The 13784-nt window shown below is 72.6% G+C and carries 10 protein-coding genes and 1 tRNA gene; 6 read left to right on the top strand and 5 right to left on the bottom strand.

Annotation, left to right across the window (positions count from 1 at the left end; translation table 11 throughout):
* Positions 1-47: 47 nt before the first annotated feature.
* Positions 48-2381: an SCO7613 C-terminal domain-containing membrane protein gene (locus ACZ5Y0_RS16925; RefSeq protein WP_469129447.1), complete on the bottom strand. Its 2334-nt coding sequence runs from the start codon at positions 2379-2381 to the stop codon at positions 48-50.
* 93 nt (positions 2382-2474) lie between these two features.
* Between ACZ5Y0_RS16925 and ACZ5Y0_RS16920 the strand changes: the two genes are divergently transcribed.
* The gene (locus ACZ5Y0_RS16920; RefSeq protein WP_469129446.1) at positions 2475-2921 is read left to right on the top strand and encodes an SRPBCC family protein; all 447 of its coding nucleotides are present in this window, start codon (positions 2475-2477) and stop codon (positions 2919-2921) included.
* Positions 2922-2960: 39 nt separating this feature from the next.
* Positions 2961-3032: transfer RNA gene (locus ACZ5Y0_RS16915), tRNA-Val, on the top strand.
* 75 nt (positions 3033-3107) lie between these two features.
* On the opposite strand, the gene ACZ5Y0_RS16910 is transcribed toward ACZ5Y0_RS16915, so the two are convergent.
* Positions 3108-3833 carry an exonuclease domain-containing protein gene (locus ACZ5Y0_RS16910; RefSeq protein WP_469129445.1) on the bottom strand — a complete coding sequence of 242 codons (726 nt, stop codon included), beginning with the start codon at positions 3831-3833 and terminating at the stop codon, positions 3108-3110.
* A gap of 193 nt (positions 3834-4026) precedes the next feature.
* On the opposite strand from ACZ5Y0_RS16910, the gene ACZ5Y0_RS16905 reads away from it, so the two are divergent.
* From ACZ5Y0_RS16905 to thrS, 3 genes are all read left to right on the top strand, one after another.
* Positions 4027-4593, top strand: a complete 567-nt coding sequence (locus ACZ5Y0_RS16905; RefSeq protein WP_469129444.1) for a DUF4365 domain-containing protein — start codon at positions 4027-4029, stop codon at positions 4591-4593.
* Complete coding sequence (locus ACZ5Y0_RS16900; protein ID WP_469129443.1) at positions 4590-5825, top strand: serine/threonine-protein kinase; 1236 nt, start codon at positions 4590-4592, stop codon at positions 5823-5825. The genes ACZ5Y0_RS16905 and ACZ5Y0_RS16900 overlap by 4 nt, the downstream gene beginning before the upstream one ends.
* 91 nt (positions 5826-5916) lie before the next feature.
* Positions 5917-7893 (top strand): threonine--tRNA ligase, encoded by a 1977-nt coding sequence (gene thrS / locus ACZ5Y0_RS16895; protein ID WP_469129442.1) that lies wholly within the window; start codon positions 5917-5919, stop codon positions 7891-7893.
* Between the two features lie 33 nt (positions 7894-7926).
* On the opposite strand, the gene ACZ5Y0_RS16890 is transcribed toward thrS, so the two are convergent.
* Positions 7927-8634 carry a potassium channel family protein gene (locus ACZ5Y0_RS16890; protein WP_469129441.1) on the bottom strand — a complete coding sequence of 236 codons (708 nt, stop codon included), beginning with the start codon at positions 8632-8634 and terminating at the stop codon, positions 7927-7929.
* A gap of 67 nt (positions 8635-8701) precedes the next feature.
* On the opposite strand from ACZ5Y0_RS16890, the gene ACZ5Y0_RS16885 reads away from it, so the two are divergent.
* Positions 8702-9265, top strand: a complete 564-nt coding sequence (locus ACZ5Y0_RS16885; protein ID WP_469129440.1) for an HIT family protein — start codon at positions 8702-8704, stop codon at positions 9263-9265.
* A gap of 133 nt (positions 9266-9398) precedes the next feature.
* Here ACZ5Y0_RS16885 and ACZ5Y0_RS16880 read toward each other — a convergent pair whose 3' ends face one another.
* The gene (locus ACZ5Y0_RS16880) at positions 9399-11060 is read right to left on the bottom strand and encodes a hypothetical protein (protein ID WP_469129439.1); all 1662 of its coding nucleotides are present in this window, start codon (positions 11058-11060) and stop codon (positions 9399-9401) included.
* Positions 11061-11270: 210 nt separating this feature from the next.
* Complete coding sequence (locus ACZ5Y0_RS16875; RefSeq protein WP_469129438.1) at positions 11271-13466, bottom strand: elongation factor G-like protein EF-G2; 2196 nt, start codon at positions 13464-13466, stop codon at positions 11271-11273.
* Positions 13467-13784 lie beyond the last annotated feature (318 nt).

Genomic DNA, 13784 nt, shown 5'->3' with positions numbered 1-13784 from the left:
TTCTCCCGCGCCTTTCCGGGCGGTGGGGGAGGAGGGCGAGGCGGAACCTAGTCCATCCTCCCCAGGACCTCCCGCACTTGCCGGACGTCCCGGAGCCGCCGCTCGTACGTCGCCCCCACGCCGAGCAGCAGGACCCCGGCGAGTGCGGGAGGCGCCCACCGGGGGAGCGCGTCGGCCACCTGCACCAGGTAGGGGGCCAGTTCGTGCAGGGCGTCCAGGACCAGCACCGACCCGCCGAGGACCAGCGGCGCCCGCAGCCGGTGCCGGGCGCCCAGCAGGGTGACCAGCAGGGCGGCAGCGCCCAGCAGCAGCGGGCGCGACCGCTCCGGATCGCTCCAGGCCGCCGCCAGGCTCGGCAACAGGGTCACGGCGAGTCCGGAGCCGTACGCCGTCCAGGACCGGGTCAGCGGGTCGCGGTGCCGGCGCCAGGCGCCGACGAGCAGCGCCGGGACGGTCACGGGGAGCGTGTACGCCTCCGGAGTGGTGACCTCCCAGGCGGCGAGCCTGACCCAGGTGGCCAGCAGGAACAGGACGGCCGCCGCGTAGCGGGCCTGGCGGCGGTCGGAACGGGCCGCGGTACCCGCGGCGATCACGCCACAGGCCGCCAGCACCGTGGCCAGCATCGGCGCGTCGTTCACCGCGAGGCCCAGGGCGAGCACCGCGGCGCCGGTTCCGGCCGCCTCCACCGGCACCGTGGCCGGTGAGGCGCCGAGCCGGGCGGCGGCCAGGGCCGCGACCACGGGGACGCAGAGCACGAGCAGCGCCGTGCGGGACGGCTGCCAGTCCGCCGCCGCGCCCGTCGCGCAGGCCAGCGCGGCGGCGTAGCCGAGGGCGACCGGGGCCGCGACCGGGGCGAGGCGCGGCCGACGGGACGCCGTCGCCCACAGCACGGTCAGCGCCGTCAGGACGGTCAGTGTCGCCGACTGCGTGGCCAGGGACAGGAACGACAGGTGGAGGGAGGTGGCCAGGGCGAGCCACGGCGTGGGCAGGAAGGCCGTCGCCACCGCCACCGCACCCACCAGCGACAGAGCGGCCGGGTAGGGCAGTGCGAGCACCGCCGGAAGGGCTAGGCAGGCCGCCCAGGCCAGCACCAGGGCTCCGTTCCGTGCCCGCGGCCGCCAGGTCTCGTGCCGCACGACCGGGGCGACCAGCGCACCGGCGACGACCACCAGGACGAGGAGCGCCTGCCCCGCGTGGGGCGGCCAGGGGGTGTGTACGGTGACCGCGGCACGGGCGTCCGTCAGGTCGCCCGACCAGAGGCGCTCGGCCCAGCCGAGCGGGCCCACCAGCGTGACGACGACCAACGGCACGGCCGACGACAGTGCCAGCGCCTGCGCCGCGGCGGAGGCGCGGAGAAGACCCTGCCGGACCGGCTCGGGGAGCCGGTCCGCGCGCACCGCCGCCAACAGCGCGACGCCGAAGGCGAGGTGGGCGGGAACGGCCCAGCCGGCGGGCAGGGACACCCGGAGCAGGCCGCCGCCCGCCGCCACCAGCAGCAGCCCTCCGGCGATCGCCGTGCCCGTCGCGACGGCCGGCTCCGGCAGCCGGGCGGAGGCCACCAGCGCGATCACCGCCGCGAGGGCGAGGAGCGCCGCGGCCCGTGCTGCGGCGCTCGGACCGCCGGCCGTCCACGACAGCCAGCCGGCCGCCAGGACACCCCAGCCACCCAGGCCGTACGCACCGGCCGTGACCGTGACCCGGACGGCCCCGGCCGTCACCCCGAACGCCACGACCGCGTCGAGACCGGCCGTCACCAGCATCGCCGCCGCGACGGCGTACGGGTCCGAACCCGCCGCGATCGCCCAGAGGGTCAGGGGGAGTTGTGCCGCGATCACCCCGGCGGGCAGCGGCAGCCGCAGGGCGCCGAGACCGCGGCCGTACGCCGCCCAGAGTCCGGCGAGCACCGCCGCGGCGGCCGCCGCGTAGCCCGTACCGTCGGTGGCCGGGAGGGCCGCCTCGTGCAGGGCGTACGCGTCCAGCACCGTCAGCGCCAGGCCGAGACCGGCCACCGACTCCGCCGTCGAACGCAGCCCGCGCCGCAGCAGCGGCACCGGCGCCGCGAGCACCGCCAGCGTGACCGTGCCGAGCACCATGGCCCGCCCGGCGCTCCCGAGATGGCCCCAGCTGACCAGCGTGAACGCGATCGCCGCGATGGTGAGCAGGGTGCCACCGAGCAGCAGGAGCACGTTCTGGACCCGCGGGGCGCTCGCCTCGGGACGGGGCGCGGCCCGGGGCAGGGGCGGCGGTACCGGGCGCGTCGACCGGAGCGCGGCGACCAGCCAGGCGCGGCGCGCCAGCAACTGGGCGCGGCGGGCGTCCAGTCGCCACAGCTCTGCGTCGAGGAGCCGCAGCTCCTCGGCCGGGGGTGGAAGGTGCGTCATGGAAAGGAGTGTGGCTCGCGTCACGCTCTACGGCATGAGCGCGGCTACTCAGGGCGTACTCAGATCCCGGCCCGGTGCGGGCAGACTCGGCTCATGGACTGGAACCGATACCGCTTCCTCACCCGGTGGCCGCTGGCCGCGCCGCCCGCCGCCGTCTACGCGGCGCTGGAGCGGGCCGAGGACTATCCCCGCTGGTGGCCGCAGGTGCGCGAGGTGACCCGGCTCGACGACACCACCGGCGTCATCACCATCCGCTCGTTCCTGCCGTACGCCATGACCTTCGCCGCGCGCGAGGTGCGGCGCGACCCGGTGGCGGGGGTGTTGGAGATCGCGATCACCGGGGACATCGAGGGCTGGGCGCGCTGGGCGGTCACCGCGCACGGCTCCGGGAGCCTCGCCCGCTACGAGCAGGTCGTCGACGTGACCAAGCCGCTGCTCAGGAGGTTCGCCGTGCCCGGACGTCCACTGTTTCGCGCCAACCACCGGCTGATGATGCGGGCCGGCCGGCGCGGACTGCTCCGGTACCTCGAAGCGGTTTGAAGGAAACCGGACCGGACCTGTATTGTTCAGTCCGTTCCCGGGCGATTAGCTCAGTGGGAGAGCGCTTCGTTCACACCGAAGAGGTCACTGGTTCGAACCCAGTATCGCCCACCGGGAAAGGCCGGTCCGCAGCAGCGGACCGGCTTTTTGCATGCCGCTTCCCGCCCGCCCGCCGTCCTTGCCTCGTCACGCCGCCGCCGACAGGGCCGGGCGCAGCGGCCACGACGTGTCGACCGTCTCCGGGGTGCCGCTGCGCGCGAACCACGCCTGGAGCCCGCGGGCCTGCGCCGCGTGCCAGGACGTCTGGAGCGAGTGCAGCTCGGCGGGGGACAGTCGCTCCAGCCGGGCCGCGAACCGTCGGCCCAGCGCTCGTACGACCTCCAGCGCGGCCAGCGCGTCCGCGGCCGCGTCGTGCGCGTCGGCCAGCGTCACGCCGTAGTGCCCGCACAGGTCGGTGAGCGTACGGCGGCCCTTGCGGTAACGGTCCAGGTGCTTGTCCAGGACCCGTGGGTCCAGCACCCGCAGCGGCGCCGGCTCCAACCAGCGCCCCAGCGAGGACGCGCGATGCCGGCGCAGCTCGCGGTCGAGCAGTGTCAGGTCGAACGGCGCGTTCATCACCACCAACGGCCGTCCCGCTGTCGCCTGTTCGCCGAGCAGCTCGGCTATCTCGTACATCACCGGCGCGGGCCAGCGGCCGTTGCGCTGAAGGTGTTCCTCCGTCAGACCGTGCACGGCTGTCGCTCCTTCGGGCACCGGCACGCCCGGGTTGACCAGCCACCGGCTCACCCGGGGGCGGGCGCCCGGCGCGTCCTGCACGACGAGCGCCGCCGACACGATCCGGTCGGTCTCGACGTCGACGCCCGTCGTCTCCGTGTCGAAGGCCGCCAGCGGCCCCTCGTACCAGCACGTCATACCACCACAACCCCTCGTTCACCCGCGACAGCTGACGCTCCGTCCATTGCCTGTCTGGTGATACCCGGGCTGTTTGCGCCGTACGCCGCGCGGAGACAACAGGAGTACGGGTCGGGCCAGTTCAGGGGCTCGACGCCGAACTCCTCCGACCCCCGGTGCGGGGATCCTCTTTTGCTTGGAAGGCTGTCTGGTCATGGCGATCGCGCAGCCCGAGCGGGGCGGGCTGCTGCCCGAGCGCACGGGACCCCATCGCGGCTCACTCGCCACCACGGCGTGCATGGAGACACTCCAGGTGGGATATCTCCACGCGGTCGCGGCGGCCGCGGGCTGTTCACTGTCACAGCCGTTCCCCGACAACGGCATCGACTGGCACGTCAGTCACAGCGCCCCCGGCCACACCGTCGACGACGAGGTGACCGTCAAGGTGCAGCTGAAGGCCACGTACCAGCTCCCGCCCGGCCCACCGGGGCGTTCCTTCTCCTTCACGCTCGACAACGACCACCTGCGCAAGCTCGCCCGCACCCCGGTGTCGGTGCACAAGATCCTCGTCGTGATGATCGTCCCCCGCTCGCAGGACCAGTGGCTGCGGGCCGGCCACGACCGGCTCGACCTGCGGCACTGCTGCTACTGGGTCAACCTGGCCGGACACCCGGTCACCGGCCGGAGCCGCACGACCGTGCGGATCCCGACCTCACGGATCTTCGACGACCGGGCGCTGTGCGAGATCATGACGCGGGTCGGGACGGGAGGCAGACCATGACGCACCGCCCGCTGGAGGAGCGCCTGAGGCCGGTACGGCCGCACCCCGTCGACCCCTCCTGGAACCTGCCCCCCGAGACCGCCGAGGTCGACCCGGCCGTCCTCGGCGTCCTGCTGCGCCGGCACGGCTGGCAGCGGCGCGGCGGCGCAGCAGGACGCTACGGCCGCTGGACCCCGCCCGGACCTGGGGGCGGCGCGACCAGCCTGCTCGTACCGGAGAACCGCTCCTTCCCCGACAGCGACGACCTGCTGGGCGAGGCGCTCCAGGCGCTGGCGCGCGGCCAGACGCCCGCCGCCCGCGAGGTGCTGATCGCCCTGGCCGTGCCGAGCGACGAGATCCGCTGGTGGCGCGACAGCCCCGACGGTCCCGCCGAGACGGCCGGAGCCGCCTCCTGGGCGGTCGAGGAGCAGCTGCGCGGCGCCGCCCGGCAGATGCTCCTCGCCGGCGCGCTCGCCACCCGCGCGCGTGCCGGTTACCACGGCGCCCGGCACCGCCGGTCGGCCGGAGCCATGCTGGAGAGCGTCCTGGTCGGTGCCACCGTCGCCGGCCGACGGCTGACCGCCTTCGCCCCCGTCGGCACGGCCCGCCCCCTCGCCGTACGCCTCCACCAGGCGCTGTACGCCGTCCGCGAGGCCGTCGACTACCAGCGCGCCACCGGCGGCATGGACGCTTTCGACGGCGCCGTCGAGGCCGGGGCCAGCCGGGAGCTGACCGAGGCGCTCATCGCCCTCGTCCGCGGCACCGAGGGGGCCCGGGTCGCCGTGGAATGGGCGCCCGCCGCCGGGGTCCCCGAGGACTGCGCCGCCGGCGCCGAGCCCGTGGAGTTCTCCCCCGGAGACCTCCCCGCCCTGCGCGAGGCGGGCGCCCGCTATCTGCGCGAGGAACCCTCCGTCTCCGTTCGGATCACCGGCGCCGTCGTACGACTGCGCAGGTCGGGGCCGCGCGGCGAGGGCGGAGTACGACTGCGCGTGCTCGCCGGGGCGGACGTCCCGCACGTCCGGGTCACTCTCGGCGAGGAGGACTACCGCATCGCTGGCCAGGCCCATCTGGTCGGGCTGCCGGTGCGGGTACAGGGCCGGCTGGAGAGCAGGGGAGGCTTCCGCAGGCTGACCGGAGCCGGCGGCGTCGTCCCCGTGCAGGTGGACGACGCCGAACGCGACCGGCTGATGAAAAAGCTCCAGGAGACCGCCGAGATCACGGCCGTCTTCGAGGAGGCGTGCGGAGGGGACTGATTTCGCGGTCGGCGGTCCGAGGTCGGTACGATCGCCTCTTGCGCGGCATGGGAATCCGGACCGCGCTTCCGCCTTCAGTCAGGAGAGACCGGTGTCAGACGTCCGTGTGATCATCCAACGCGATTCCGAGCGGGAAGAGCGCACGGTGACGACGGGCACCACGGCCGCCGACCTCTTCGCCGGCGAGCGCTCGATCGTCGCCGCGCGCGTGGACGGCGAGCTGCGGGACCTCGCCCACGAGCTGAGCGACGGCGCGACCGTCGAAGGCGTCGAGATCTCCTCCGAGGACGGTCTCGCCATCCTGCGCCACTCCGCCGCGCACGTCATGGCGCAGGCCGTGCAGGAGTTGTTCCCCGAGGCCAAGCTGGGCATCGGCCCGCCCGTCAAGGACGGCTTCTACTACGACTTCGACGTCGAGAAGCCGTTCACGCCCGAGGATCTCAAGGCCGTCGAGAAGAAGATGCAGGAGATCCAGAAGCGCGGGCAGCGGTTCTCCCGCCGGGTCGTGACCGACGAGGCCGCCCGCGAGGAGCTGGCCGCCGAACCCTACAAGCTGGAGCTGATCGGCCTCAAGGGCTCCGCCTCGCACGACGACGGCGCGGACGTCGAGGTCGGCGCCGGCGAGCTGACCATCTACGACAACCTGGACGCCAAGACCGGCGAGCTGTGCTGGAAGGACCTCTGCCGCGGTCCCCACCTGCCCACCACCCGGTTCATCCCGGCGTTCAAGCTGATGCGCAACGCGGCCGCCTACTGGCGGGGCAGCGAGAAGAACCCGATGCTCCAGCGCATCTACGGCACCGCCTGGCCGTCCAAGGACGAGCTGAAGGCGTACCTCGACTTCCTCGCCGAGGCGGAGAAGCGCGACCATCGCAAGCTGGGCAGCGAGCTGGACCTGTTCTCCATCCCCGAGCAGATCGGTTCCGGCCTCGCGGTCTTCCACCCCAAGGGCGGCATCATCCGCCGCGTCATGGAGGACTACTCGCGCCGCCGCCACGAGGAGGAGGGCTACGAGTTCGTCTACACCCCGCACGCGACGAAGGGGAAGCTCTTCGAGACCTCGGGCCACCTGGACTGGTACGCCGACGGCATGTACCCGCCCATGCAGCTCGACGAGGGCGTGGACTACTACCTCAAGCCCATGAACTGCCCGATGCACAACCTGATCTTCGACGCGCGCGGCCGCTCCTACCGTGAACTGCCGCTGCGTCTCTTCGAGTTCGGGACCGTGTACCGGTACGAGAAGTCCGGCGTCGTGCACGGTCTGACCCGCGCCCGCGGCTTCACGCAGGACGACGCGCACATCTACTGCACCCGCGAGCAGATGTCGGAGGAACTCGACAAGACGCTCACCTTCGTCCTCGGCCTGCTGCGCGACTACGGCCTCACCGACTTCTACCTGGAGCTGTCCACCAAGGACCCGGAGAAGTTCGTCGGCTCCGACGAGGTGTGGGAGGAGGCGACCGAGACGCTGCGCCAGGTCGCCGAGAAGCAGGGTCTCCCGCTCGTGCCCGACCCGGGCGGCGCCGCCTTCTACGGCCCCAAGATCTCCGTCCAGACCAAGGACGCGATCGGCCGCACCTGGCAGATGTCGACCATCCAGCTCGACTTCAACCTGCCGGAGCGCTTCGACCTCGAATACACCGGGCCCGACGGCTCCAAGCAGCGCCCGGTCATGATCCACCGCGCGTTGTTCGGCTCCATCGAGCGGTTCTTCGCGGTGCTCCTGGAGCACTACGCGGGAGCCTTCCCGGCATGGCTGGCCCCGGTCCAGGCGATCGGCATCCCGATCGGTGACGGGCACGTGGAGTACCTGGAGAAGTTCGCCGCGGCCGCGAAGAAGCAGGGACTGCGGGTCGAGGTCGACTCCTCCTCCGACCGTATGCAGAAGAAGATCCGCAACGCCCAGAAGCAGAAGGTTCCCTTCATGGTCATCGCGGGCGACGAGGACATGTCGAACGGCTCGGTGTCCTTCCGCTACCGCGACGGTTCCCAGGAGAACGGCATCCCGCTCGACGACGCCATCGCCAAGATCGCGAAGGTCGTCGCGGAGCGCGCGCAGGTCTGATCCGCCCGAGGCGGCGGCGGGGCCCTCGGAGAGTCAGCTCTGCGAGGGCCCCGCCTCGTGCTCGCGCGATCGGCTCTCCGGGGGCCGCCCGGTCCCGTCCTCGCGCTCGTCCTCGCGGGAGAACAGCTGGATCAGCCAGGAGGAGAAGGAGCCGGTGACCGCGCCCAGCAGGGCCAGGCCGCACGCCATCAGGACGACCGCGATGAACCTGCCCAGGGGAGTGACCGGGGTGACATCGCCGTAGCCGACGGTGGACAGGGTGGAACAGGTCCACCAGACCGCGTCGCCGAAGGTGTGCATCTCGGTGCCCGGTGCTCCGCGTTCCCGGGCGTAGACGGCGAGTGCGCCCCCGAAGCCGAGCAGTACCGCCGACACCCCCGCGTACACGATGACGCGTGCGTGCAGCGACAGCCGCGGCTCCCCACGCCGGCGCAGCACGGTCTCGTAGAGCCGCACGATCCGCAACGGGCGCAGCAGCGGCAACAGCACCACCAGGGAGTCGAGCCAGTGCCGCCGGACGTAGCGCGGACCCTGTCCGCTGAGCCGCCAGCGCACGGCGTAGTCCACCGCGAACAGCGCCCACGCCGCGAACAGGACCGCCAGGCTGAGGTCCCCCCAGACGTCGGGCAGGCCGGGGGCGAGGACGTGGACGGCGTATCCGGCGAGGTAGGCCAGCGAGGCGAGGGCGAGGGGCACCTCGGTGCGCCGTTCCCAACGGATCACACGGCTGTCTGCGGTCATCGGCCCAGCTTGGCCCGCCTGGCTCCGCCGCTCACCCCGCCGACACGCCGCGAACGGGCGAAGCCATATGCTGCCTAGCATGACGAGTGAGCCGGAGCAGCAGATCGGAGTGGGGACGCAGGACGCGTTCCAGCGCCTGTGGACGCCCCACCGGATGGCCTACATCCAGGGCGAGAACAAGCCCACAGGTCCCGGAGCCGACGACGGCTGTCCGTTCTGCGCGATCCCGGCGAAGTCCGACGAGGACGGCCTGGTGGTCAGGCGCGGCGAGCATGTGTACGCGGTGCTGAACCTGTACCCGTACAACGGCGGCCACCTGATGACCGTCCCCTACCGGCACGTGGCCGACTACACCGACCTGACCGGGCCGGAGACCGCGGAGCTGGCCGAGCTGACCAAGCAGGCGATGACGGCCCTGCGCACCGCGTCCGGCGCCCAGGGCTTCAACATCGGCATGAACCAGGGCTCGGTCGCGGGCGCCGGCATCGCCGCGCACCTGCACCAGCACATCGTGCCCCGCTGGGGCGGCGACACGAACTTCATGCCGGTGGTCGGCCACACCCGCGTGCTGCCGCAGCTGCTGGCGGACACCCGGAAGATGCTGGCGGAAGCCTGGCCGGCGGCGTCATGACGGCCGGGGCGGGCAGGCGCGGTCCCGTCGGCGCTCGAGACGAGGCCCGTTCGCGTCCGGAGGGGCCGGAGCGGGACCGGGCGGCGGTCCAGCACACCGGCCGCCCACGAGTGCCCCACCCACCGCCGGAGGCCTACGCGTCGTAGGTGTCGGCCTTCCTCGGCGTCAGGTCCTGGATCGCGCCACTGAGGACCGACGAACGGGAGCTGAACTTCTCGGTGTCCACGTCGTGCTCCTTGAGCACCTTCAGCGCGGCCGAGTGCACCGCCCTCAGCACCGGCGTGGCCGCGCGCAGCGCGTCGTCGGCCATGAAGCGGTGCCGCCACGGCTGGTCGGCCCAGGCGTGCCGCAGGCCGAACGGCTCGGGCAGGCCTATGGAGCCACCCAGCCAGTTCAGCAGCGGCGGGTACCAGCTGATCATGGCGCGCGCGGCCACCCGCACCACCTCGTCGGCGGTGACCAGCGGCAGGCTGATCTTCCGGGTCTCCCAGAACCGGACGGTCTTGGCCACCTCCTTCGTGGGCGCCTCCGGCTTGGTGGTGAACAGGGAGTTCACGGGGCCCAGCGCATGGCCGGTGACCTCGATGCGCAGCGTCTCGTGCAGCACGGTCACGGTGATCAGCATGGTGATGATCAACTGGCCGTCCCACAGCGGCCACTGGACGCCGAGGTAGTGCCGGTCGCCGCCGCCGAACTGCTGGTTGTTGCAGATGTCCTCCACGGCCCTCGGCTTGACCTGGTACGCCTCCACGTCGGTGCCCTCGGGCCGGGCCACCGCCTTGGCGTTCTCACCGACCGGCGTGACGATCCAGTGCCGTACCGAAGGAGGCGGGAAACCGCCGGTCTTCAGGCTCTGCCGGTGCAACAGCTGGAGCTGGTCGTGGATGGCCCGCACGACCGTCCAGCTGCGGAACTCGTGGACGCCCTTGACGGGGTCGACCGGGGTCAGCTCCTCCGCGAGGTGCCAGGCGCCCCAGCGGGTGCCCATGCCGAGTATTCCCTTGGGCCCGGCGTAGAAGACGGAGTTGGACTGCTGCTCGGCGCTCAACCGGGCCAGGGACTGTCGCAGTTGCTCGGCCGCCGTCTGGTTGGGGCTGGTGGGGACCGCCTCGGGCACCTTGGCGCCGACGCTGCCGCCGGACAGCAGGCTGTCCCAGCGCTCGCGCAGATCCCTGGCGGTGCCCTCGCAGATCCGCTTGGCCAGGAACCAGCCGGCCACCGGCGCGACGACCGCACCGCGCGCGTACCACCCCGCCAGGCCGGAGAACGGCATGCGGAGCAGGAAGAGCGCGGCGAGCGCGCCGACGGCCACGAGCAGACCGGTGGCCAGCCCGGAGGCCCGCCGGTCACCTGCCTTCACCATGGTGGTCCGGAGCTGGAAGACCAGCAGCCACACCAGGAGTCCGGGCAGGAACAGCAGACCGCACAGCGCCATGATGCCGGTGAGCTTCTTGTCGCGCTCCCGGCGTATCCGGTTGGCGGCCAGGCAGTGCTCGACGACCACCTGCGGTTCACTGCCGAACGACTGGATCAGCGGCTTGCGCCCGACGCCCAGCATGCGGTCGATCACCGCCTGGGAGAACGCCTCGCCGAGGTTGGGCCGGAAGATCCTGGCCCAGCTGCGGCCGGTGGCGACCGCCGACTGGTGCCATTCGTTGTCGGCCTTCTTGATGTCCTCCACCGGGCTGTCCCGGTACGCGGCCGAGGCCAGCGCGAAGGTCGGTGTCTGCCCGCCGTCGCCCTGCTGCGGCACCTGTGGCCCGAAGAAGTCCGCGTAACCGCTGCCAACGGTCATTCCCGCCCCCGATCGCCGCCACTGTCGCTTCTGCGGCCTTCCCGACTTCCGTACTCCGCACACCTGTTGATCAGGTCATCAGCGTATATCCAGGCACGGACATTCGGTGGCGGACGGCCGAAGCCGCCCGCCGTGACGGAGGAACGCGTTCCACACCGGCCACTTGAGGGCGGCCGCGCCCCGACCCCTGTCCTACCCGCTCCTCAACCCCTATGCGGCGCGCTCCTGTTGACGGAGCCGCTCCGCGACCTGCGCCGGCATCGGCTCGTGCCGGGCGTACGCGCGGTGGAAGCGGGCCGTACCGTGCGAGAGGGAACGCAGGTCGACCGCATACCGGCCGACCTCGATCTCGGGCACCTCCGCGCGCACCAGCGTGCGACCGCCGCTCGTCTGCTCGGTGCCCAGCACCCGGCCGCGCCGCCCCGACAGGTCGCTCATCACGGCACCCACGTACTCGTCGCCGACCAGCACGGTCACCTCGGCCACCGGCTCCAGCAGATGGATCCTCGCGTCGGCCGCGGCCTCCCGCAGCGCGAGCGCCCCGGCCGTCTGGAACGCGGCGTCGGAGGAGTCCACGGAGTGCGCCTTGCCGTCGACCAGGGTCACCCGGACGTCGACGAGCGGATGGCCGGCGGCGACGCCCTTGGCGGCCTGCGCCCGTACGCCCTTCTCGACGGACGGGATGAACTGGCGCGGCACCGCGCCGCCCACGACCTTGTCCACGAACTCGATGCCCGAGCCGCCCGGCAGCGGCTCCACCTCGATCTCGCAGACGGCGAACTGCCCGTGACCCCCGGACTGCTTGACGTGCCGACCACGCCCGGACGCCTTCGCGGCGAACGTCTCCCGGAGGGATACCTTGTGCGCCACCACGTCCACCTGCACGCCGTAGCGATTGCGCAGTCGCTCCAGGGCGACGTCCGCGTGGGCCTCGCCCAGGCACCACAGCACCACCTGGTGGGTGGCCTGGTTCTGTTCCAGCCGCATCGTGGGGTCCTCGGCCACCAACCGCGACAGACCCTGCGAGAGCTTGTCCTCGTCGGCCTTGCTGTGCGCCTGGATGGCCAGCGGCAGCAGCGGGTCCGGCATCTGCCACGGCTCCATCAGCAGCGGGTCCTCCTTCGCGGACAGCGTGTCGCCGGTCTCCGCCCGGCTCAGCTTCGCCACGCACGCGAGGTCACCCGCGATGCAGTGCGTCAGGACCCGCTGCTGCTTGCCGAAGGGCGATGACAGGGCGCCGACGCGCTCGTCGACGTCGTGGTCCTCGTGGCCGCGGTCGGTGAGCCCGTGCCCCGAGACGTGGACGGTCTGGTCGGGGCGCAGGGTGCCGGAGAACACGCGGACGAGCGAGACGCGGCCGACGTACGGGTCGGAGGCCGTCTTCACCACCTCCGCGACCAGCGGGCCGTCCGGATCGCACGGGTCCAGGGCGCGCGGCCCGCCGTCGACGGTGGTGACGCGGGGCGCCTCACGCTCCAGAGGTGTCGGGAAGCCCCTGGTGACGAGTTCGAGCAGCTCCACGGTGCCGATGCCCTGCCGGGCGCCCTCGGCGGCCGGGGCCGCGGCCAGCACGGGGAAGAACGTGGCGCGCGCCACGGCCCGTTCCAGGTCCTGGATCAGCGTCTTCACGTCGATCTGTTCGCCGCCGAGGTAGCGGTCCATGAGGGTCTCGTCCTCGCTCTCGGCAATGATCCCCTCGATCAGCCGGTCGCGAGCCTCCTCGATCCCGGGCAGCTCGTCCTCGCCCGGCTCGGACTCCTTGCGCTCGCCGGAGGAGTAGTCGAACAGTCTGCGCGACAGCAACCCGGTCAGACCCGTCACGGGGGCGTGCCCGTCCGGCGCCTGCGGGCCGTGCAGCGGCAGGTACAGCGGCAGCACGGCGTCGGGGTCGTCGCCGCCGAAGGCTTCCGCGCAGATCCGGGTCATCTCCTCGAAGTCCGCGCGCGCGGCCTCCAGATGCGTGACGACGATCGCGCGGGGCATGCCGACGGCCGCGCACTCCTCCCACACCATGCGGGTCGAGCCGTCCACACCGTCCGAGGCCGAGACGACGAAGAGGGCCGCGTCCGCGGCGCGCAGACCGGCCCTCAGCTCCCCGACGAAGTCGGCGTACCCGGGGGTGTCGAGGAGATTGATCTTGATGCCGTCCCATTCGACCGGCACCAGGGAGAGCTGCACCGAGCGTTGCTGACGGTGCTCGATGTCGTCGTAGTCGGAGACCGTGCCGCCTTCCTCCACGCGGCCCGCCCGGTTCACCGCTCCCGCCGTCAGCGCGAGAGCCTCCACCAAGGTCGTCTTGCCCGATCCGGAGTGGCCGACCAGCACCACATTCCGTACGGACGCGGGGTGGTCGGCCGCCGTAGCCCTGCCGGCGGCTCCGGGGTGTGTGTTCGCCTTGTCGCCCATTTCTCCGCCTCCCGTGCACGGTGAGGTCATCGGGGCGCGGGCACGGCGGCTCCTTCCCCAGACTCCGTCCGGGGGCACCCCCAGCGGTGGCGGCTCCGGCGGCGCCCGCGGTCCTTCGAGCTTTCCACTCCCGTCCCGGTGCGTCCATACGAAGGACGCGACGCCGGCGTCGGCACGGCCGGGACCCGGACGCCCGTGCGACCGGCCGTGACCGACCCCTGTGCGGCCGTCGGTCGCCGACCAGGTCCCGCCATAGGGCTTCCAGCCCAGCGCGTTCCCGTCGGCGAAGTTGTCCCGGACCCGCATCTCGACGCGGCG

This window comes from Streptomyces sp. NPDC033216, from assembly GCF_055577115.1.
This window is presented reverse-complemented; position numbering and strand designations above follow the sequence as displayed.